Here is a 19,720-nt window from a genome sequence, read left to right as displayed (position 1 = left end):
CACGAGCCATTTACTCGACTTTCTTGAGCGCCTGTTGAATCAGGTCGGCATAGGTTGAGAGCTTGCCCAGTTCCTGGTCTAGATGATTTCCATTGGGGGAAGTCGCTCCGATTCGGACAGAGATCAGTTCAAGCGCGGCGTTTACCGCTAGGGCTCGCTTATCTTGTGCGTCCCCGGTCGCGTATTTAACGTGGTCCAAAATTGCCATATTGCTCTCCTTGCGATGAGTGGATGGTATTGAATACCGGCAACCCGCCACCATTTCAAGCATCAGGATTTCCGAATGACCATCAAGCAACCCGACTGGGAGGCGATGGAACGAGCCTACCGGGTCGGGTCGCCCCTTGCTGCATGAGCGTGCTCACGCTCAGACCAGCATCATATTCATGATTATCACTCCAATGCAGTGGATTGATCTGTTGGCACCGGCTACCTTGAGGCTTCACGCAAGGAGTCCGGACATGGCAGATAAATATGTTGGAAGAATAGTTGGGCTTGGCACGGATAATGTCGAGTACGTCATCTACATCTACCAAGACGAGACGGTCGAGCGCTCTTCGAGCGGAATGGTTCGACATGAAGGCTTGAAGCATTTCGAAATGCAAATGGGTGGTGCCGTGAACAAGATCTCCGAAACGGAGTACGAGATCGTTGCTACGGGTGTGAGGGTCACTGTGCATGATGATAAGAGCTAATCGGGTCGGCCTCTCGTGCGAACGCTTGAAATGGAATGCCGCATGGCAGCCACATGGGCAATCACCATGCATAGCTTGCGTTGAGCCAATCGCCTTTCGGCTTAGTATTCCCTCCTGCACTGAATAGACTCCTGCCGTCCCGGCACCGCAACATCATTTCAAACACAAGGTGACCTATGGATAGGCCGTATCCTCCATCGTCACTGCTTGAACTGTCCGAGCTATCCGACTTCGGTATCCGCTTGGCTCCTGCCCCTGAAATATGGGATTGGCTTAAGGCCGAGATTCTTGCCGACACCGGCAGCATCCATAACCCTGAACACGCCCACCTGATGGACGCCAACATTGGCGTGCTTTGGGCTTCGTCCGGGTTCGCCAAGCAGGGGCGGGTTGTTCTTGGTCAGGCCGAGCAACTGATGTTCCGCGCCGGCGGATGGCAGAAAGCCCGCCAAGAGCAGCAGATGCGGGAGTGGTTCGATGAGGAGCCCGACTTCCTTATCACCCTGGCTGCGGACTACTGTGCCCAGTGCTCCGACGCTGAGTTCTGCGCCCTGGTCGAACACGAGCTTTACCACATCGCCCAGGCGGCCGATGAGTACGGCGCACCCAAGTTCAGGCAGGACGGAATGCCCAAGCTCTGCCTGCGTGGCCATGACGTCGAAGAGTTTGTCGGGGTGGTGAGGCGCTACGGTGCCAGCGAAGAAGTCCAGCAGCTGATCGACGCTGCAAGCCGGCCGCCTGAGGTGGCCAAGATCAACATTTCGAGGGCCTGCGGAACCTGTCTGCTCAAGTCTGCCTGACCCCTGACAGACCCACGACGGATGAAAACCTATGGCGGCCCTGAGCAACGAGGTGAAAGCCTTCATCGTTCAGGCCCTGGCCTGTTTCGATACCCCCTCGCAAGTCGCGGCAGCCGTCCGAGAAGAATTCGGCCTTGAGGTTACCCGGCAGAAGTGTGAGGCGCACGACCCGACCAAGCGTGCTGGGCGTGACTTGGCCAAGCGCTGGGTTACCCTGTTCGAAGACACTCGTAAGCGCTTCCGCGAGGAGACGGCCGAGATACCGATTGCCAACCGGGCGTTTCGTCTTCGGGTGCTTGGTCGGATGGCTGAGAAGGCCGAGTCGATGAAGAACATGGCCCTGACTGCCCAGCTGCTGGAGCAGGCGGCCAAGGAGGTCGGCGATGTCTACGTAAACCGCCAGACCAAGAACGAGAATCCCCACGACAACGTGCCGCCCACCCGGGTGCAGGTTGATGTGGTGGATGCGAGGAAGCCTGATGCCGTCACTTAACGTGCCCCAGGCCAGCTTCCTTCGGATGGAGAACAAGTTCCGCGGCTTCGTTGCCGGGTTCGGCTCGGGCAAGACCTGGGTGGGATGCGCGGCGCTCTGCAAGCACGTGTGGGAGTGGCCCCGGATCGACTCCGGCTACTTCGCCCCGACGTACCCGCAGATCCGCGACATTTTCTTCCCGACCATCGAGGAGGTCGCCTTCGACTGGGGTCTGAAGGTCAAGACGAAGGAGAGCGACAAGGAGGTCGAGTTCTACAGCGGCGGCCAGTACCGCAGCACGACCATTTGCCGCTCAATGGAGAAGCCGCAGACCATCGTTGGTTTCAAGATCGGCCATGCCCTGGTCGATGAACTCGACGTTCTGCCCGCGCTGAAGGCCGAACACGCCTGGCGCAAGATCATTGCCCGGATGCGCTACAACGTGCCTGGGCTGAAGAACGGCGTGGACGTGACGACGACCCCTGAGGGGTTCAAGTTCGTCTACCAGCAGTTCGTGAAGCAGCTGCGTGAAAAGCCGACCCTGCAGGGCATGTATGGCCTGGTGCAAGCCAGCACGTTCGACAACGAGCTGAACCTGCCGCCCGACTACATCCCGTCGCTGATGGAGTCGTACCCGGCCCAGCTGATCCTGGCCTACCTAAACGGCCAGTTCGTCAACCTGAACTCCGGGTCGATCTACCACGCCTACGACCGGAAGCTGAATTCCTGCTTCGACACCGTAGAGCCTGGAGAGCCCCTGTTCATCGGCATGGACTTCAACGTCGGCAAGATGGCGGCGATCGTCCATGTCAAACGGCCTGACGGAAAGCCCAGGGCCGTGGATGAGCTCATTGATGGCTTCGATACCCCGGACATGATCCGGCGCATCAAGGAGCGCTACTGGCGGCACAACGGCAACGGGTACGAGAAGACCTGCGAGATCAGGATCTACCCCGACGCCTCTGGAGGGTCACGCAAGTCGGTGAACGCCAGCGAGACGGACATTGCCATCCTGCGGCAGGCTGGCTTCAGCGTGATCGCACCCGATGCCAACCCGCCAGTGAAGGACCGGATCAACGCCATGAACGCGATGTTCTGCAACGCGAATGGCGAGCGGCGTTACCTGATCAACCCGCTGCGCTGCCCGACCTATGCGGACGGCCTGGAGCAGCAGGTATGGGCGGCCAACGGCGAACCTGACAAGAAATCCGGTGTGGACCACGCGAACGACGCGGGCGGCTACTTCATCCACCACGACTACCCAATTGAACGACCGGTCTTCACGACCCAATCCCTGAGAATGTGACCATGAGCGATAACCCGAGCATCACGCTGCCCGCTGTCGACGCGATGCGCGCCTACTGGGCCGTGATCTCGCCGCTCATGGGTGGGACAATGGCAATGCGCGACGCGGGCAAAACCCTGCTTCCGCAGTACCCAGCCGAAGACGACGAGGCTTACAAAGAGCGCCTGCGCCTTTCGACCCTGCTGCCGGCGTACTCCGAAACCGTGGGCAACATGACCTCCCGCGTGTTCGCTGAGCCGCTGCAGGTGGGCGACGATGTGCCAGAGGCCATTGTCGAGATGACCAGGGACATCGATCACGCTGGCAATGACCTCAACTCCTGGGCGGTCGGGTTCTTCACCGAGGGGCTGAGCCATGGCCTGTGCCATGCCTTCGTCGATCACCCGCCAGCGGGTGAGCTGAAGACCCAAGCAGACGAGCAGGCCGCTGGTGTGCGCCCCTATGTGGTGATGGTGAGGCCTGAGCAGGTGCTGGGCTGGCGCTCCAAGGGCGGCGTGCTGACCATGGTCCGCTACATCGAGGTGGTCGAGGAGGAGGATGGGGAGTTCGGCGCCAAGTGCGTCGAGCAGATTCGCGTGCTGGAGCCGGGCGCCTGGCGAACCTATCGCAGGTCGGCCAAGGCCGTGCGTGGCAAGCAGGCCGCAGCCGGCGGTACCTGGGAACTGCACGAGGAAGGCACCAATAGCCTGACCGCGATTCCGTGGGTCACCTTTTACACCGGCCGAACCAGCTTCATGACGGCCAAGCCGCCGCTGATCGAACTGGCACACCTGAACGTGAAGCACTGGCAGAGCCAGAGCGACCAGGACAACATCCTACACGTTATCCGCGTGCCGATCCTGGTGCGCATCGGCATCCAGGCCCAGTACGACAACCAGGGGAAAGTGATCCCGCCAGAGTTCAAGGTTGGCACAGGCCAGCTTACCGATCTGCCGAAGGACGGTGACCTCAAATACGTCGAGCACACCGGCCAGGCCGTCGATGCTGGTCGCACCGCGCTGCAGGACCTGATCAACGAGATGCGCATGGCCGGGGCCAAGCTTCTGACGCCAGACAAAACGGCAACCAAGACCGCCACCCAGGCGGAGGAGGAGGCGGCGCAGGAACTGTCCCCGCTGGCACGTATGGCGCACCACTTCGCCGACTGCCTGGCGCAGCTGCTTCAGTTCATGGCCGATTATCGAAGCCTGGGCGAGGGCGGTACGGTTGAGATGCGTGGCAACTTCGATGTCGACTACATGCCTGAGGTGTCGCTGCCGACGCTGGTTTCCATGGCCAATGCCGGGATGATCAGCAAGGAGACGCTGTTCACCGAGATGCAGCGGCGCGGTGTGATCAGTGACGAATACGACTGGGAAGAGGAGCTGGCGAAGATTGAGGCCCAGGGCCCGGCTCTCGGTACGCTGTGATGAAGACCGCCAACGAGAAGCTGCTGGACGAGCTGATCGGCCATGAAGTTGATCTCTCCAGGCTGAGCAACAGCCAGGTCGTGGCGATCATCAGGATCCTGAACAGTTCGGACCCTGAACTGAGGGCAGCGCTCATTGCTGCCATCGACAGCCTGGATGCCGGCGCGTCCGTTGCAGCGATCGATGCCGCTCTGGCGCCCGTGCTGCGGATCAATCAATCGACGTTCTTTAGCCTGCAGCAGGCGCTTATAGGCGTAATTGACGGAGTAGCCAGCTACGAGATTGCTTTTCAGGCTGCTGCGCTTACAGCGGCTGTTCCTGAGCTTGTGCAGGCGCGATTCCCGATTGCTGTGGCTGAGTTCAGCCAGATGCGTTCCATTGCGCTGGCAAGGCCATTCCAGGGGCGGCTGCTGAGCGAGTGGATGGCCGGCATTGAGGCTGACCGCGCTGCGTCCATCCGCGATGCCGTGCGCTCTGGCGTGCTTGAAGGGCGCACGACGCCGGAGATCGTCCGACAGATCATGGGTACCAAGGCGGAGAAGTACGCTGACGGTATCCTGCAGAGGTCTCGCCGGGAGGTGGAGGCGGTTGTCCGGTCTGCTGTGTCCAGCACGGCTGAGACGGCCAGCGACAAGGCATTCGAGGCCAACAGCGACATCATCAGCCACGTTGAATGGCTGAGCACGCTGGATAACCGGACATCGACGACCTGCCGAATCCGTGACCGCCTGCCGTACACGCTGGGCACCTACCGACCGATCGGGCACAAGGTGCCGTGGCTGGCCGGCCCGGGCCGTATCCACTTCTGCTGCCGATCGACCAAGCTGCCGATCCTCAAGAGCGCTCTGTCGCTGGGGATCAGTGACGCGGCGACCCGGGCGAGCATGGACGGCCAAGTACCGCAGCAGACCACGTACGCACAATGGCTTGCACGCCAGCCTGCCGCCCGCCAGGACGAGATCCTCGGCCCGGAGCGGGGGAAGCTGCTGCGCCAGGACAAGCTGAAGCTGCAGGACTTCTACAACGACAAGGGCAAGTTCCTGACGCTCGATGAGCTGCGGGATCGACTGTTGTAGTCCGCGCCACAAAACACCAAAGCGCCATTTCGTGGCGCGCAATTGCAAAGCCTCGCCCAGCGCGGGGCTTTTTTATGCCTGCGGTTCGGATGGACGGGGCGACCTGGGGCCGGATGGCTCACCAACAGGCCGGATGGCCCAGAGAGACGAAATGAAACTCAAGACTGTTGAAGTGGATGGCAAGCAGTATGCAGTTATCGAAGATGGTAAGCCCGTCTACACCGATGACGACGGCAAGGACGTCGCCTTCGATGCGGTCGGCACTCGCAACACCATCACCCGGCTGAATGCCGAGGCGAAGTCGCATCGCGAGCGCGCGGACAGCTTCGAGAAAACTGCGAAGGCGTTCGAAGGCATCGAAGATGCTGCGGCCGCCAAGAAAGCCCTGGAGATCGTCGCCAACCTCGACGCCAAGAAGCTGGTGGATGCCGGCGAGATCGAGAAGGTGAAAGGCGAAATCAGCAAGGCCTTCCAAACCCAGCTGGATGAAGCCAACGGCAAGGCGCAGACCTTCGAGCAGCAGCTGTATGCCGAGAAGATCGGCGGCAGCTTCGCGCGCTCCCAGTTCATCGCCGAGAAGATGGCTGTTCCCGCTGACATGGTCCAGGCCGCCTTCGGCAGCAACTTCAAGATCGAGGAAGGCAAGGTCGTCGCTTACGACACCCAAGGCCAGAAGATCTTCAGCCGCGCTCGCCCGGGTGAACTGGCCGACTTCAACGAAGCGCTCGAAACCCTCGTCTCGCAGTACCCCCATCGCGACCACATCCTGAAGAGCTCCGGCGCCAATGGCGGCGGCGCGCCGAACGGCGGTGGCCAGCACAAAACCACGAAGGGCAACTTCGGTGGCACCAAGGCTGAACGCCTGGAAGCCATCAAGGGCCTGACCGCAAGCGAATAAGGAGGCCCAATGGCCCTTTCGAACATGAAGGTATTCAACGAATACCTCAAGCGCACCACCATCGAGACCCTGGCTCAGGATGTCGAGAAGTTCAACGCATCCTCGGCCGGCGCCATCCGCCTGACCACCCAGGGCATCGACGGCGACTTCCTGCAGGAATCGTTCTGGGCAGGTCTACACGGCGCCCAGCGTCGCGTCGACCGCTACGCTGCCAACGGCGCCCAGGCGTCCACCCCGCTGGCCCAGAAGCAATACGACTCGGTGAAGATCGCCGGCGGTTTCGGTCCGATCCTGTGGGAGCCTTCCCAGCTCTCCTGGATCCAGAAGAACCCGGAGGAAGCGCTGGAAGTGATCAGCCGCAACCTGTCCGAAGCCATCATGGCGGACCAGCTGAACACCGCCATCTCGGCCCTGGCCGGCGCCATTGGCAACCAGCCGACCGCCACCAACGACGTTTCGGCGACTGCTGGCGTGACCTACGTCGCGATCAACAACGCCCATGCCCTGTTCGGTGACGCCTCGCAGCGCCTGGTGGCCCAGGTCATGACCGGTGCCATGTACCACAAGCTGGTCGGCCAGAACCTGGCCAACGCCGAGCGCCTGTTCCAGTTCTCCGGCGTGCAGGTGGTCGACATCCTCGGCAAGGCCGTGATCATCACTGACGCCCCCGCGCTGTATGAGGCCGGCACCCCGAACAAGCAGAAGGTGCTCAGCCTGGCCGACGGCGCCGCGGTGGTGATGGATGGTTCCGACCTGATCACCAACATCGAGACCTCCAACGGCAAGGAGCGTATCGAGACCACCATGCAGGCCGACTACACCTTCGGCCTGGGCCTCAAGGGCTACACCTGGGACACCGCCAACGGCGGCAAGTCGCCGACTAACGCCGAGCTGTCCACCGGCACCAACTGGGATCTGGTGGCGAACAGCATCAAGGCCTCGGCCGGCGTGCTGACCATCGGTGACGCCACCAAGTAACCGGTACCGCGCCCTCCGGGGCGCTTTCCCAGGAGATCGCCATGAGCGAGAAAGTGATTTACGAGAAACACCCGGTCAGCCCTGAGCGAAAGGCCGAATTGCGTCAGAAGGGCTACAAGATCATCGATGCGCGTTTCGCGCCCGATGGCTACGAGCACCCTGAGCCGGCGAAGGAGGAGAAGTCCAAGGGCGGCGGCCCGTTGAAGGTGGATGAGATCCGTGCAGCGCTGGATGCGAAGGGCATCGCCTACGGCGAAAAGGCTGCCAAGCCAGAACTGCAAAAGCTGCTCGACGATGCCGTCAAGGCTGACGACCTGAAGGCCAAGCTGACCGAAAAAGGCGTCGACTTCGCTGCCGCCGTCACCCTGGAAGACCTGCAAAAGCTGCTGGACGAGGCCGCGTAATGACCACCTACATCACCGTCGAGCAGGTAGACGCCCTGCTTGGGCCGACCTGGGCGCCCGACGACCAGAAGGCCCGGGCGGTGTTGATGGCCAACACCTGGCTAACCAATCTCGGCCTGCCTGAGTTCGATCCGGTACCGGACGATGTGATTCAGGCCGGCGCCGAGATTGCCCGAGAGGCAGCGGCAGGGAACATCTACGGCAGCAAGGAGACCGGCGTGCTGAGCAAGTCGGTCAACGCTGACGGGGTCTCCAGCAGCAAAACCTACTCAGAATCCTCCCGCACCATCAGCGCGGGCGAGTCGTTCGCCCTGGCGCTGCTGGCGCATTACCTGAACAGCAGCGGCCAAACCAAGATCGTGAGGGGCTGATATGGGACTTCGCGATGAACTGCAGGCCGACCTGGCCCAGGCGTTCAATACGGACCTGGCCGACGCGGTACTTGCCTTCACGGGCGAGTACATTGGGCCAGGCGTGGTTGATCCTGTCACCGAAGAAACCACCGCCCAGGCAGTGACGTACACGGGCCGTGGCGTGCTGTCGCGCTACGAAGATAGCCGGATCGACAACGTCAATATCCTCGTCGGAGACCTGCGCCTCACCGCGCTTGCCAACGAGGTCACCGATACCCCGGATGTTGGGCACAAGATCACCGCGCCCGACCTGATGGACCGTTCCAAGCAGGTGGTCTACCTGGTCAAATCGGTACGCTCCGACCCGGCTTCAGCCACCTACCGATTGCAGCTGAGGAAGTAGCCATGGCCAAGAGCAGGGGATGGAGCACACCGCCAAGCCTGTTCACCGGGCTGGTCGAAGAGGCCCTGACGCAGCGCGTGCGGGTCATTGCCCTGGCCATGCTCAACGAAATCGTGCTGCGTTCGCCCGTCGACACAGGGCGGTTCCGTGGCAACAACATCGTCAGCGTGGGCGCGCCTGTGTACACCAGCAGCGCAAATGTCGACCCTACCGGCTCGGAGACCATCCAGCAGGGCGTAAGGGTGATGACCGGGCTTGAGCCTTACACGCAGGTGTTCATCCAGAACAACCTTATCTATGCGGTGCCGCTTGAGGACGGCCATTCCCAGCAAGCGCCCGCCGGCATCTACGCGGTGTCGTTCAACAGCGTCTCGCAGGCCTACTCATGACCTTCGAACAAATCCGGGCCATCGTCACTGGCCGCATGACGCAGTGGGTGGGCATTCCCGCATCCGCTGTCGACTACCCGAACAACTCGCAGGGGCCGTTCGACCCATCCGGCAAACCCATCTGGGCCAGGCTGGCGGACGTTCCAGGCCTGTCCAGCGCGCCAGAGATCGGCATCGGCCCCTGCGTTCGCCGCACCGGCATCATCATGGTTCAGCTGTTCGTGCCCAGCAGCAAGGGCACGTTGGCCATCACCAAGGCCGCCGACACTCTGGTGCAGCACTTCGAGTTCTACAGCGACCCGACCGGGCCATTCGAGTGCTACGCGGCCTCGGCCAATACCATCGGCGATGACGGGCACGGCTGGTACCAGGTGAACGTGTCGATCCCATACCGGGCCTACTGAGCCCTCAACATCCACCGCCACATGGCGGTTTTTTTACGCCTATCGATAGGAGAAACCGCATGTCGAGCGGAGCCAAGGTCCAGCTGGCCTGGATCAAAGAAGTAACCCCCGGCGTGACGCCGGCCGGCGACTGGAACGTGCTGACGCGCATCAGCAACGGCCTGATGCCGACCTTCAACTCGGAAGAGAACAACGAAATCGGCTTCACCCGCATGTCGCAGGGCACTGCCCAGACTACCGTGGACGTGGGCGGCGATATCGAAACCAAGTGGCGCTTCGGTGCGCTGGACGAGTTCATGGCATCCTGCTTCGGCAAGGCCTGGGCCAGCAACCAGCTCACCATGGGCGACGACCGTATCACCTTCTCGATCGCCTCCTACGCGACCGACATCGGTGTGTCGGCCATCGCCCGCGGCGTGCAAGTCGCCACCATGAACTTCGATTTCCCGGGCGACAACGAGGTCACAGTCACCACGACCATGGCCGCGCGAGCCTAGGATGACAAGGGCGACAACACCTCGTTCATCATCAACGCCCAGCCCGAGGCCAGCCAGCGCCGCTTCAGCTTCAAGGACATCAGCGGCCTGAAGATCAACGGCGTCCAGGTGGGCGAGGACAACGCCTGCGTCGACAGCTTCAACCTGCAGTTCGACAACGCCGTCCAGACCCAGCGCTGCATCGGCAACGGCAACCCGTACCCGGGCAACATCATCGCCACCACGTTCACCCCGTCCGGCGCGATCACCATCAGCTGGTCGAAAATGGCCTACGAACTGTGGAAGGCGCAGAAGACCAACGACGCGATCAGCCTGGAATTCACCATCGGCAATGCCGACGGCGGCTACAAGTTCCTGATCCCCGAGATGGAAGTGACCGCTGACTGGCCGGATGGCGGCTCGACCGACATCATCCAGGTGGAACTGAACTACACCGCCCGCCGCGTGGCGCCGACAATCACCCGCCTGCCGGCGCCTATCGTTGTGGCTGCCGTGGACGTCACTCCGGCCACCCTCAGCATTGCAGTGGGCGACACCGGCGACCTGGAAGTGGTGGTAGCCCCGGCCGGTGCCAGCCAGCAAGTCACCTGGACCAGCTCCGCCCCGGCCATCGCCAGCGTGAGCGAGACCGGTCTTGTCACCGGACTGGCTGCCGGTACCGCCACCATCACCGCGACCAGCGCCGCAGATGGCACCAAGACCGACACCTGCGCTGTCACCGTCACCGCCTAAACCTTTGCCCGGCGCGTCCTGCGGTGTGCGTCGGGCCTTTTACCGCAGAGGAATTCCATGGGTATCACCATTGCACGAAAGCCTGAACTGGATATCAACGGCGAGCGTTGGGTGCACTTCAAGGTCGGCCCGGACGGCCTGGCCGTGAAATGCGACAAGGGGCCGGACACTGCCGCGATTCTGGTCGCATCCATCGCCAACCCGATCTACAAGTCGCACCAGGCCGTGATCCGCCGACATCTCGCCGCACTGAACCAGCAGGCCGGCGTGGGCACCGCTGGCTTCACCGTCGACTCCATCCCCGATGTAGAACTCGAAACCGACGACGATCTGTTCATCGACCTGGCCGCCAAGCACCTGATCAAGGATTGGCAGGGCATCGATGTCGAGGAACGCCCGGGCGAGCCAGCCAAGTACACCCCGCAGCTGTGCAAGGCGCTGATCGAGCAGCTGCCCAGCGTCTACTTCCTGGCCCTGCGCACCGCCCTGGACATCGCCAAGCGCATCGAGGAGCAGGCCCAGGCCACTGCGGAAAAGCAGTAGCGGCATATCGCTGGGGTAGGGACTGGGCCGGGCCGGAGAACGAGAAGAAGCGCTGGAAACATGAGCGCCTCGGGTTGAAGGCCCAAGAGCCGCCCGAGATCGACGATGTGGTGGCCGAGATCCTCGAGGCCTACGGTCACATCGGCCGATCCCGGCAGTACGTCGGCATGGTCGGCGCGCCGGCTCCTATTTCGCCGGCCGCGATTGCCGAATATCTCGACCGCTGCCCCTCGGTGATATGCCGCGAAGAGTTCGATGCCGCCATCTTCGCCCTGGACGACGAGTTCCGCCGGCGGTGGGATGAGCAACAGGAAGAGGCCCTGGCCGAATCCGAAGGTAAGGGCAGGCGTAAGACGCGTTGATAGGCACAGCGCTGTGCTAGATTCTGGCCATCTATTGGAGGAAGCCATGAATCGACTGCTGCTAGTTGCCGCCATTGCCTTGATGCCGACCGGCACTACCTTGGCGAAAGCGCCTGATCAGTGCGAGAAAATATCGGATCTTGCGGCTGAGGCCATGAAAGCGCGGCAGGATGGCGATCTGCTGAAGGATGCTGTCAACTCGGTGGGAGACGGCAGCAAGTTCTCGGAAGCCATGGTTATGAAGGCTTACCAGGTTCGGGTTTTTGATGACGCCAGGGAGCGGGCCACCGCAATCTCCGAATTCCAGAATGCAGCCTACCGAGAGTGCTACGACGCTCACAACTGAACAACGAATCGATAAAGAACCCGCCTCGAGCGGGTTTTTTTATGCCTGGAGAATGACATGGCGCAGGAATCCCGCCTGGCGGTAACCATCGACTCGCGGGGCGCCAAGCGCAATGCCGACGACCTGACCAGTTCGCTCGAGCGCATGGAACGTGCTGGCGATGCTGCAGCGACTTCGGCCGATGGCGTGAGCAGCAGCCTCGACGATCAGCGCAAAGAGCTTTCCCAGCTGCTGGGGCAGATCAACCCCACTGTTGCTGCTCTGGGGCGACTCGACGACATGCAGGAGAAGCTGGCCAAGTTCAAGAAGGCCGGAATCGTCGAGAGTGACACGTTCGTCGAGTACACGCAGCGCATCAACACGATGCGAGATGCCCTTGGTGAGACTGCCGAAGGCATGAACAAGGCGGGTATGTCGGCCAAGGCCTACCAGGCTGCACTGCGCGGCGTCCCGGCACAGTTCACCGATATCGCAGTGAGCCTCCAGAGTGGGCAGGCTCCGCTTACTGTGCTGCTGCAACAGGGCGGCCAGCTCAAGGACATGTTCGGCGGTATCGGACCTGCAGCACAGGCGCTTGGCGGGTACATCCTGGGCTTGGTGAACCCATTCACTGTTGCGGCCGCCGCCGCAGGTGCGCTGGCCCTGGCCTACTACAAAGGGTCCGAGCAATCCGATGCCCTGCGCGACAGCCTGATCCTGACCGGAAACTTCTCGAAAGCCTCCGAGGCCCAGTTGATCGGCCTGGCCGAGTCTGCGGACAAGGTTACAGGTACTTTTGGACAGGCGGCCGGCGCACTGGCGCAACTCACCGCCGCGAGCGCGAACACTACCGGCAACCTGAAGCTCATCACCACGACGGCTGTCGAGATGCAGCGCGTCACCGGAAAGGCAGTAGAGGACACGGTCGCCGAGTTCATCAAGCTGGGCAAGGACCCGGTGGCCGGAATCGTCGAACTGGATGAGAAATACCGATTCCTGACTGCCTCTGTGTACGCCCAGATCAAGGCCCTGTCCGATCAGGGAAATGCTGTGGCTGCCGCCGACCTGGCTGAGCGCACATACGCGGAAGCGATGGGTCAGCGAACCAGCAAGATCCGCGAGAACCTGGGGCTGATCGAACGCGGCTGGCTCAACATCAAGGACGCCACCAACGAGGTTCTTGACGCCTTTGCAAGCATCGGCAGGAATAGCGTCGAGAGCGAAGGCAAGGCCATCACTCAGCTGCAGCAGAAGATTGCCTACCTGCAGAGCACGCTGGACACCGCCTACGAGGACAACGACGCCCGCGATCGCATCGCCAGCCTTCAGGCTGAACTGAAGCAGCGGCAAGACATCCAGCAGACCAACGCGAAAACCCTTGAAGAGGAACAACAGCGCCGTCGCATACAGGAGGAGGGGCGCAAGGGCCTGGACGCATTGGATGCGTCCTACAAAAGCTCGTTGACCCAAACCCAGCGCCTGAACAAGGAACTGACCGACCTCGACAAAGCGCGCGCTAAGGCTGTGGCTGCCGGGGTGTTCACCGCTGCAGAGGAAGCGAAATACGCCCAGTCGCGCAAGAACATCGAGAAGGAAATCTCCGACATCAAGGAGCGTGAGGCGAAGAAGAATGCTCCGAAGAACGTCAATCGTGGCGTGGCCGAGGCGGAAAATACGTTCGCTCGCCTGTATGGCCAGTACGACCCGGCTGCCCAGGCCGCACGCACCCTTACCAAAGAACAAACCCAACTTCAGCTGGCCCTGGACAAGGGGAAGATCAGCCAGGACGAGTACGGCAAGGCGCTGGCCCAGGCCTCTCTGAACTACGCGGCAGCCATCAAGGGCGCACAGGGCCTGACCCAGGCCGAGCAATACCGCGCCCAATTGGAGAAGCAGCTTTCAACGCAGCGCAGCGAGTACAGCATTGCTGCCTCTGGCGTTGGCATGGGTGATCAGCAAGCCCAACGCATGCAGCAGCGTGTGCAGCTGGAGCAGCAGGCCAACGACCGCATACTGCAACTGCGCACCGAACTGGCCAACGCCACGACGGAGAAGCAGCGGCAGGAACTGCAGGCCCAGATCGACCTCGAGCAGGAGTATCTGCCCAAGCGGCTGGAGGCGCTGCAGTCTGGGTTCGCCCAGTACGACGCGGCCGTCTCCAGCCCTATCAATGGCTGGAACGCGGCACTGGCCAACTTCCAGACAACCGCAGCTAACGTCGCCGGACAGAGCCAGGCCCTGTTCAGCGGTGCCTTCAGCAGCATCCAGTCCAGTGTCGGCGGCGCGTTCCAGGCCATGACACTAGAAGGTCAAACCTTCGGCGAATCCGTCACGAACGTTACCCGCAGCCTGGTCGGCAGCGTGGTCAACTCGCTCGGGCAGATGGCTGCGCAATGGGCGGTCAATCAAGCCATGCAGGTGGCATTCGGGAAGACCTCGGCGGCAGTCGCCGCGCAACAGATCGCCCAGGTTGGCGCCGTAACAGCCGCCGAGACATCAGGTGCTGCCGCAGTGGCCACCGCCAAGGTCGCTGCGGATGGTGTTGCAACCGCATCCAGCATTGCCGCCACAACCGCCACGACCACAGCCCAGACAGCGGCAGCGGCCACAACCGCTAGCGCATGGCTGCCAGCGGCACTGGTCGCCTCCATCGGCTCGTTCGGTGCCGCGGCGGTGGTCGGCGGTACCGCGCTGTTGGCTGCGTTTGCGCTCATCAAGGGCTTCGCTACCGGTGGATACGTGTCTGGCCCAGGCTCTGGCACATCCGACAGCATTCCCGCGCGCCTGAGTAACGGCGAGTTTGTAGTGAACGCCAAGGCAACCGCGCGCAATCGCGAACTGCTGGAGGCGATCAACTCGAACGAGCGGGTCTCCTTCGCCGGCGAAAACATCTCGCTCAACAAGGTGCAGGCCAACGGCCAGGCCCAGCAGCAGGCCGCTCCGGCCAATGTCACCGTCAACCTGATCGAAGACCGCTCCCGAGCCGGCACTGTTGATCAGCGCACCGGAGACGATGGCCAGCTGCAGATCGACGCCTTCGTGGCTGACATCTGGGGCGGGGGCGAGCGGGCCCAGGCGATCGAGGCGGCGTACGGGCTTTCGCGCAATCCAACGTAGGGAAATCCCATGACCACCGAAACCGAAGAGGCCGACATCGGGGCGGGCGCAACTGTGCCCGATCCCGTTGTTCCGCCTGATGAGAAAGAGCTACTGCTGCAAAGGCGGCTCGCCCGCATCGAGGAAGCGCTGGGCCTCAGCCCTCTCACCTAAACGCAAACCTCAGCTGAGGAACGGCAATGATTCAATACCCGGCAGAATTGCCACTTCCTCTGCAGGAGGGGTATGGCCTGAGCACGGTTGATCCGATGCGGGCTACGCCGATGGTCACCGGGCGGTCGCGGTACCGACGGGTAACCAGCAATCCTCCGGCCTCCGCTCAGTTCACATTCAACTTCAGCCAGGAAGAAGCCGCCCTTTTCGAGGGTTGGTATACCTGGGCTTTGAACCTTGGCGTCGAGTGGTTCGAGATGCCGCTTCAGACCCCGCTGGGGATGCAGGTGCACCTGGTGCACTTCAAAGGCATCTACACCGGTGGCGAGCTGGCGCAGATCAAGCGCTGGCGGTTCTCTGCTCGCCTGGAGTTCAAGAAGCGCCCGGTCTACACCGAGGACCAGTACCTCGGTGCGTACTTGGGCATGCCGCTTGACCAGTTCAACGCCGGCCTGCAATCCATCCTTGAGAAGTGGCACACGGAGTACTTCGGATGAGCCTGATCGAAGAGTGCTACGCCTCGGGGCGCGGGGAGCTGGTGGACACCATCGAAGCCAGGAAGGAAGGCGGCACCATCTCCCACCTGTACTGCTCGGGCTGGGAAGACCGGGTGTGCACCACCGAGGACGGCCGAACGCTGACCTTCATCGCGATGGCCATGGACCTGGCCCTGCCCAAGAACGACAACAGCGCGTTTCAGAACCTGGTGCTGGGCCTGGACAACGTCACTGGCGAGGTGCAGGAAGTCGTTGAGGAAGCCAAGGCGGCCGATGAGCGTTTCATCATCACCTTCAGGCGCTACCTGGCCGAAGACCTGTCGTTCCCGCAAGAGCGGTACCGCATGACGCTGCTCAGCCGGGAGTATGAGGACGACGTAGCCAAGCTGACCGCCGGCTTCTTCGACCTGCTCAACACCAACGGTCTGCGCACCGTGCTGACCACAACCTTGGCACCTGGCCTGAAGTACCTCTAACCATGATCGAGAAATTCATGCGCGCCCCGTATCGCGAGGGTGCACGGGGGCCTATTGCCTTCGATTGCTGGGGGCTGTGCATCGCGGTGCGCCACCAGGTGTTCGGCCTGCCGCTGCTGCCCAGCCTCGGCGCCGTGGGCAAGGACAAGCTCAGGGCAAATACCGCCGCCTATCACGACCTGCGCCAGGGAATGGAAGAGTGCGCCCCGGAGCCAGGAGCCATTGCTGCCGTGTTCCGCGGTTCGCTCTGCCTGCATGTCGGGGTAGTGGTGAAGAGCGAAGGGCGCCTGAAGGTGCTGGACACAAACCCCGGCGGCGCCTGCCTCCGGACGACCGGCGAGTTCGAGGCCGCTCACCCGAAAGTGGTGTACTACCGATGATCGAGTTCTATCCGAACAAGCTGAGTGACACGGCGCCGCTCGGCACCTGGAAGACCGACCGCCGTATGTCCATCGAGGAGTGGTTGAAGTCGCTGGCGCCGTCGTATGAGCGCCGGGAAAGCCCGCCAATCAGCATTGTGCTCAATGATGAGCTGATCGAGCAGCACCTGTGGCACAAGGTGAAGTTCAAGCCTGCCGACCTGCTGCAGATTTACCGCGAACCAAAGGGCACCGATCCATTCTCCATCACCTTCGCCCTGTTCAAGGGCGCCAAGGCGGTGCTGAAGTCGATCATGCCCAAAATGCCCGGCATGCCATCCAGCGCCGGCACTCAGCAGGGGGATCCCCTGACCGAGGCCAGCGCCAAGGGCAACAAGGTCAAGCTGGGCGAGCCAGTTCGCCAGATCGCCGGGCACCAGCGGGTCTATCCGTCCTACCTGACCCAGCCGCGCCGGGCGCACGTAGCACCGCGTGACCAGCGCGTGGAAATGCTGCTGTACATTGGCGAAGGCGAGTACGACGTGCCGCTGGCCAAGGTGAAGGTGGGCGAAACCCCGCTGATCTCCCTGGGCGCCGACGCGACGTTCACGATCTATCCGCCAGGTGCCGACCTGTCGGCAGATCCTGCCCATATCAACTGGTTCAACGTTCCAGAGGTAGGGGCAAGCTCCAGCGGCTCGGCCGGCCTGGAACTGACCATGGCCACCGACCTCACCAGGTCGGCCACGGCTTCGGCGTACCAGTTCGTCGGCGATACGATCAGCGTGCCGGCCGGCTCAGGCCAGTTCCCGGCCGACTGGTCGAACGGCATCATCGTTCGGGTGCTTGCGCCGTATACCTACACGGTGATCGACGGTGGAGCCGGGCGCGACATCATCCGTGGCCCGCTGGAAATGCTGAACCCAACGGCTGGGATGCTCATCGAGGTGGCAGGGGCGAACGCTGGCCTGTATGTGGTGCACAGCTACACACCGTACAGCCCAGCAGTGCCGGCCAACCCCGGTACTGCGTCGACGCTCACCGGCTCTGCTGCGCCCAGCCGGTACGACTTCGATGTCACGCCGCTGAGCTTTAGCCTGATCCGCGGTGCGTCCAGCTACCCGATAACACTCAACACCGCAACGACTGACCTCACCGGCCTGGTTTCTGCCCTGAATACCCTGCTCAGCGGTACGCCATTCCAGGCGCAGCAGAGCAGCGGGATGCTGCGCTTCGTTGAGCTGACACCATTTGCTGGCCAGGCCATCACGGCGACCGGCGCATCCACCATCCTGGGATCGTCTCCGGTCGGGGTGACTGGCACGGCCACGACCAGTGCCATTCCCGAGCAGCCAGCGGAAATGACGCTGGACTACGATGGCGGTTCGCCTGTGGTGGGCCTGGCGCTGGGCCAAGGCCTCGCAACCATAGGGCCCCGTGGTCTTCGGTACCGGATCACGGCCTTCAGCACGAGCTTTCTCGAGGTTGAGCGCCTGACCTCGTCCGGCTCGACTGACGCGGGCTGGCCTGGCTTCAACGCCATGCAGACGGTAAACGGTCTGATCACGCTGGACGCCTCGAACCTGCAGGGCGGTTACCGCGGCCCGTTCGCGCTGTGCCCAGAAGGTGAGCTGGTCACCGATATCGAATGGACTGTCACTTATGCCAATGGTTTGTGCGGAATAGGGCGGGAGGGTCAGATTTACGAGATTCCGGCCTACCATGCCTTCGAATATCGGGATATGAATACCGCAGGAGAATGGACCGTTCTTGAGAAAGTCCATTATGGCGGGTCGCTGGATGCCCAGGGGTTTACGAATAGAACCACTGCTCCGTACCCCATGAGACCAGAAGGGCGTATTCGCAAGCTTTACGTAGATAGGCCAGGAAGGATCAACGATGAGGCGCGCGATGATGCAACTTGGACTGACTTTCGAGGGAGGCTGCAGAACTCGCCCACCAGCTACCCGGGACTGACGGTGATGACCTGCAACATCCGTGGCGGTGACCGGCTGTCTGCGCAGTCGGAGAGCCAGGTCAGCGTCGAGGCAACCCGTATCCTGCCTCTTATGGAGGGCGGTACCGGGCCAAGCCGCGACATCGTGCCGTGGTGCATCTACCAGCTGAAGCGGCGCGGGTATACAGACGATGATCTGGATCTGCCCGAGTGGCAGGCCTTCCACAGCATCTGCGTTGCCCGCGGCGACACCTACGACGAAACGCTTGAGTCTACGATCACGGTCAAGGACATGATCAACAATGCCTTGGCGTGCAGCTTCGGCGAACTGGTGACCTTCCGGGGCCTGCTGCGCCCGGTTCGTGATAGTGCCCGGGCCGCGTTCGATGTGACCTACGGCCCGAAGACCCAGACCTACTCGCCGCAGAACATGACCAAGATGCTCAAGATCAGCGGCGCCATGCCGTCGATCAACGACTTCGACGGCGTGGATGTGGAGTTCTTCTCCCACATCACTTGGGCGTGGGAAACGGTCGAGTGCCGGTGGCCTGGTGACCTTGGCACGAAGGTCGAGAAGATCAAGATGCCGGGAGTCAGCGATAGGACCAGGGCCTGGCGGGTCGGCATGCGCCGGCGTGGCCATCAGAAGTTCCGGACCGACATCTACACCTGGGAAACCGAGATGGATGGCAGCAACAGCGGCTACTTGAGCTTTGCAGCCGTTGCGGATGACGCGCCGAAGCGGTGCCAGAGCGCGATTCTGCTGGCCTTCGAGGTGACTGGGTCGGGAACGCTCCTGACCTCGTCGGAGCCGCTGGACTTCAGCGCCGGCGGCGAGCATCGGATAGGCGTGCGCAAGCTGGACGGCACGCTATCCGGTCCATGGACTGCCACCCAGGTGGACCAGTACACGGTGAGGGTCGACTCGCTCGACTTCACACCGGTAGTGGATGGTCCGCTGGAACCGCCACATATCCTGTTCGGCCCGGCCGCGCGCTGGGCCTACCCGGTGCTGATCACCAGTTCCGACCCAGCCAACGGCAACACGGCGATGAAGGGCATGCCCTACGACGCCCGCGTGTACACCTACGACGACCAGTTCCCGCCGGCATGAT

Annotated in this window: 23 protein-coding genes and 1 pseudogene; 23 read left to right on the top strand and 1 reads right to left on the bottom strand. The window is 62.2% G+C overall.

Annotated features, from left to right (window positions below):
• Window positions 1-10 precede the first annotated feature (10 nt).
• Complete coding sequence (locus tag AC2T3R_RS16090; protein WP_486743942.1) at window positions 11-208, bottom strand: hypothetical protein; 198 nt, start codon at window positions 206-208, stop codon at window positions 11-13.
• A 253-nt stretch (window positions 209-461) separates the two neighbouring features.
• Here AC2T3R_RS16090 and AC2T3R_RS16085 point away from each other — a divergent pair, with 253 nt between their 5' ends.
• The 23 genes and pseudogenes from AC2T3R_RS16085 to AC2T3R_RS15975 all read left to right on the top strand — a co-directional run bounded on the left by AC2T3R_RS16085 (window position 462) and on the right by AC2T3R_RS15975 (window position 19,719).
• Window positions 462-695, top strand: a complete 234-nt coding sequence (locus tag AC2T3R_RS16085; protein ID WP_026031959.1) for a hypothetical protein — start codon at window positions 462-464, stop codon at window positions 693-695.
• 176 nt (window positions 696-871) lie between these two features.
• Complete coding sequence (locus AC2T3R_RS16080) at window positions 872-1,495, top strand: putative metallopeptidase (protein ID WP_486743941.1); 624 nt, start codon at window positions 872-874, stop codon at window positions 1,493-1,495.
• A 31-nt stretch (window positions 1,496-1,526) separates the two neighbouring features.
• A complete protein-coding gene (locus AC2T3R_RS16075) occupies window positions 1,527-1,988 on the top strand; it encodes a DUF2280 domain-containing protein (RefSeq protein ID WP_486743940.1) in 462 nt (153 codons plus the stop codon).
• Entirely contained in the window at window positions 1,975-3,273 is a 1,299-nt protein-coding gene (locus AC2T3R_RS16070) for a terminase large subunit domain-containing protein (RefSeq protein WP_198748563.1), read from the top strand. Before AC2T3R_RS16075 ends, AC2T3R_RS16070 begins: the two co-directional genes overlap by 14 nt.
• Before the next feature lie 2 nt (window positions 3,274-3,275).
• The gene (locus AC2T3R_RS16065) at window positions 3,276-4,682 is read left to right on the top strand and encodes a DUF4055 domain-containing protein (RefSeq protein ID WP_486743939.1); all 1,407 of its coding nucleotides are present in this window, start codon (window positions 3,276-3,278) and stop codon (window positions 4,680-4,682) included.
• Complete coding sequence (locus AC2T3R_RS16060; RefSeq protein WP_486743938.1) at window positions 4,682-5,758, top strand: hypothetical protein; 1,077 nt, start codon at window positions 4,682-4,684, stop codon at window positions 5,756-5,758. The genes AC2T3R_RS16065 and AC2T3R_RS16060 overlap by 1 nt, the downstream gene beginning before the upstream one ends.
• Before the next feature lie 151 nt (window positions 5,759-5,909).
• Entirely contained in the window at window positions 5,910-6,656 is a 747-nt protein-coding gene (locus AC2T3R_RS16055) for a DUF6651 domain-containing protein (protein ID WP_070086169.1), read from the top strand.
• Between the two features lie 9 nt (window positions 6,657-6,665).
• Window positions 6,666-7,634 carry a major capsid protein gene (locus AC2T3R_RS16050; RefSeq protein WP_013972416.1) on the top strand — a complete coding sequence of 323 codons (969 nt, stop codon included), beginning with the start codon at window positions 6,666-6,668 and terminating at the stop codon, window positions 7,632-7,634.
• Between the two features lie 41 nt (window positions 7,635-7,675).
• Window positions 7,676-8,038: a hypothetical protein gene (locus AC2T3R_RS16045; RefSeq protein WP_486743937.1), complete on the top strand. Its 363-nt coding sequence runs from the start codon at window positions 7,676-7,678 to the stop codon at window positions 8,036-8,038.
• Window positions 8,038-8,409, top strand: a complete 372-nt coding sequence (locus AC2T3R_RS16040) for a hypothetical protein (RefSeq protein ID WP_486743936.1) — start codon at window positions 8,038-8,040, stop codon at window positions 8,407-8,409. Before AC2T3R_RS16045 ends, AC2T3R_RS16040 begins: the two co-directional genes overlap by 1 nt.
• Window position 8,410: 1 nt before the next feature.
• On the top strand, window positions 8,411-8,794 hold the full coding sequence (locus AC2T3R_RS16035; RefSeq protein ID WP_486743935.1) for a glutamate 5-kinase: 384 nt from the start codon (window positions 8,411-8,413) through the stop codon (window positions 8,792-8,794).
• A 2-nt stretch (window positions 8,795-8,796) separates the two neighbouring features.
• Window positions 8,797-9,183 (top strand): HK97 gp10 family phage protein, encoded by a 387-nt coding sequence (locus tag AC2T3R_RS16030; RefSeq protein WP_486743934.1) that lies wholly within the window; start codon window positions 8,797-8,799, stop codon window positions 9,181-9,183.
• Window positions 9,180-9,587 (top strand): phage tail terminator-like protein, encoded by a 408-nt coding sequence (locus AC2T3R_RS16025; protein ID WP_486743933.1) that lies wholly within the window; start codon window positions 9,180-9,182, stop codon window positions 9,585-9,587. The genes AC2T3R_RS16030 and AC2T3R_RS16025 overlap by 4 nt, the downstream gene beginning before the upstream one ends.
• Before the next feature lie 59 nt (window positions 9,588-9,646).
• Window positions 9,647-10,816 (top strand): annotated as a pseudogene (locus AC2T3R_RS16020) (phage tail tube protein).
• 57 nt (window positions 10,817-10,873) lie between these two features.
• A complete protein-coding gene (locus AC2T3R_RS16015) occupies window positions 10,874-11,359 on the top strand; it encodes a hypothetical protein (protein ID WP_027907112.1) in 486 nt (161 codons plus the stop codon).
• 74 nt (window positions 11,360-11,433) lie between these two features.
• The gene (locus AC2T3R_RS16010) at window positions 11,434-11,721 is read left to right on the top strand and encodes a hypothetical protein (protein ID WP_486743932.1); all 288 of its coding nucleotides are present in this window, start codon (window positions 11,434-11,436) and stop codon (window positions 11,719-11,721) included.
• A gap of 46 nt (window positions 11,722-11,767) precedes the next feature.
• Window positions 11,768-12,067 (top strand): hypothetical protein, encoded by a 300-nt coding sequence (locus AC2T3R_RS16005; RefSeq protein WP_486743931.1) that lies wholly within the window; start codon window positions 11,768-11,770, stop codon window positions 12,065-12,067.
• Window positions 12,068-12,211: 144 nt separating this feature from the next.
• Window positions 12,212-15,163 (top strand): phage tail length tape measure family protein, encoded by a 2,952-nt coding sequence (locus AC2T3R_RS16000; RefSeq protein ID WP_486743930.1) that lies wholly within the window; start codon window positions 12,212-12,214, stop codon window positions 15,161-15,163.
• Window positions 15,164-15,172: 9 nt separating this feature from the next.
• Complete coding sequence (locus tag AC2T3R_RS15995) at window positions 15,173-15,316, top strand: hypothetical protein (RefSeq protein WP_016487752.1); 144 nt, start codon at window positions 15,173-15,175, stop codon at window positions 15,314-15,316.
• A 26-nt stretch (window positions 15,317-15,342) separates the two neighbouring features.
• On the top strand, window positions 15,343-15,813 hold the full coding sequence (locus AC2T3R_RS15990; protein WP_486743929.1) for a transposase: 471 nt from the start codon (window positions 15,343-15,345) through the stop codon (window positions 15,811-15,813).
• Entirely contained in the window at window positions 15,810-16,289 is a 480-nt protein-coding gene (locus AC2T3R_RS15985) for a DUF1833 family protein (RefSeq protein ID WP_486743928.1), read from the top strand. Before AC2T3R_RS15990 ends, AC2T3R_RS15985 begins: the two co-directional genes overlap by 4 nt.
• Before the next feature lie 2 nt (window positions 16,290-16,291).
• Window positions 16,292-16,669, top strand: a complete 378-nt coding sequence (locus tag AC2T3R_RS15980; protein ID WP_486743927.1) for a hypothetical protein — start codon at window positions 16,292-16,294, stop codon at window positions 16,667-16,669.
• Window positions 16,666-19,719: a host specificity factor TipJ family phage tail protein gene (locus AC2T3R_RS15975; RefSeq protein ID WP_486743926.1), complete on the top strand. Its 3,054-nt coding sequence runs from the start codon at window positions 16,666-16,668 to the stop codon at window positions 19,717-19,719. Before AC2T3R_RS15980 ends, AC2T3R_RS15975 begins: the two co-directional genes overlap by 4 nt.
• Window position 19,720 lies beyond the last annotated feature (1 nt).

This window comes from Pseudomonas sp. PVC-5-1 (assembly GCF_057444345.1).
This window is presented reverse-complemented; position numbering and strand designations above follow the sequence as displayed.

What these genes read in the sequence shown, in the direction of transcription:
- AC2T3R_RS16045 (WP_486743937.1), top strand. Translation starts at nt 7,676, where the DNA reads ATGAGCGAGAAAGTGATTTACGAGAAACACCCGGTCAGCCCTGAGCGA.
- AC2T3R_RS16000 (WP_486743930.1), top strand. Translation starts at nt 12,212, where the DNA reads ATGGAACGTGCTGGCGATGCTGCAGCGACTTCGGCCGATGGCGTGAGC.
- AC2T3R_RS16085 (WP_026031959.1), top strand. Translation starts at nt 462, where the DNA reads ATGGCAGATAAATATGTTGGAAGAATAGTTGGGCTTGGCACGGATAAT.
- AC2T3R_RS15990 (WP_486743929.1), top strand. Translation starts at nt 15,343, where the DNA reads ATGATTCAATACCCGGCAGAATTGCCACTTCCTCTGCAGGAGGGGTAT.
- AC2T3R_RS16090 (WP_486743942.1), bottom strand. Translation starts at nt 208, where the DNA reads ATGGCAATTTTGGACCACGTTAAATACGCGACCGGGGACGCACAAGAT.
- AC2T3R_RS16070 (WP_198748563.1), top strand. Translation starts at nt 1,975, where the DNA reads ATGCCGTCACTTAACGTGCCCCAGGCCAGCTTCCTTCGGATGGAGAAC.
- AC2T3R_RS16040 (WP_486743936.1), top strand. Translation starts at nt 8,038, where the DNA reads ATGACCACCTACATCACCGTCGAGCAGGTAGACGCCCTGCTTGGGCCG.
- AC2T3R_RS16055 (WP_070086169.1), top strand. Translation starts at nt 5,910, where the DNA reads ATGAAACTCAAGACTGTTGAAGTGGATGGCAAGCAGTATGCAGTTATC.
- AC2T3R_RS16030 (WP_486743934.1), top strand. Translation starts at nt 8,797, where the DNA reads ATGGCCAAGAGCAGGGGATGGAGCACACCGCCAAGCCTGTTCACCGGG.
- AC2T3R_RS16080 (WP_486743941.1), top strand. Translation starts at nt 872, where the DNA reads ATGGATAGGCCGTATCCTCCATCGTCACTGCTTGAACTGTCCGAGCTA.
- AC2T3R_RS16050 (WP_013972416.1), top strand. Translation starts at nt 6,666, where the DNA reads ATGGCCCTTTCGAACATGAAGGTATTCAACGAATACCTCAAGCGCACC.
- AC2T3R_RS15975 (WP_486743926.1), top strand. Translation starts at nt 16,666, where the DNA reads ATGATCGAGTTCTATCCGAACAAGCTGAGTGACACGGCGCCGCTCGGC.
- AC2T3R_RS16015 (WP_027907112.1), top strand. Translation starts at nt 10,874, where the DNA reads ATGGGTATCACCATTGCACGAAAGCCTGAACTGGATATCAACGGCGAG.
- AC2T3R_RS16025 (WP_486743933.1), top strand. Translation starts at nt 9,180, where the DNA reads ATGACCTTCGAACAAATCCGGGCCATCGTCACTGGCCGCATGACGCAG.
- AC2T3R_RS16035 (WP_486743935.1), top strand. Translation starts at nt 8,411, where the DNA reads ATGGGACTTCGCGATGAACTGCAGGCCGACCTGGCCCAGGCGTTCAAT.
- AC2T3R_RS16060 (WP_486743938.1), top strand. Translation starts at nt 4,682, where the DNA reads ATGAAGACCGCCAACGAGAAGCTGCTGGACGAGCTGATCGGCCATGAA.
- AC2T3R_RS16005 (WP_486743931.1), top strand. Translation starts at nt 11,768, where the DNA reads ATGAATCGACTGCTGCTAGTTGCCGCCATTGCCTTGATGCCGACCGGC.
- AC2T3R_RS15995 (WP_016487752.1), top strand. Translation starts at nt 15,173, where the DNA reads ATGACCACCGAAACCGAAGAGGCCGACATCGGGGCGGGCGCAACTGTG.
- AC2T3R_RS15985 (WP_486743928.1), top strand. Translation starts at nt 15,810, where the DNA reads ATGAGCCTGATCGAAGAGTGCTACGCCTCGGGGCGCGGGGAGCTGGTG.
- AC2T3R_RS16075 (WP_486743940.1), top strand. Translation starts at nt 1,527, where the DNA reads ATGGCGGCCCTGAGCAACGAGGTGAAAGCCTTCATCGTTCAGGCCCTG.
- AC2T3R_RS15980 (WP_486743927.1), top strand. Translation starts at nt 16,292, where the DNA reads ATGATCGAGAAATTCATGCGCGCCCCGTATCGCGAGGGTGCACGGGGG.
- AC2T3R_RS16065 (WP_486743939.1), top strand. Translation starts at nt 3,276, where the DNA reads ATGAGCGATAACCCGAGCATCACGCTGCCCGCTGTCGACGCGATGCGC.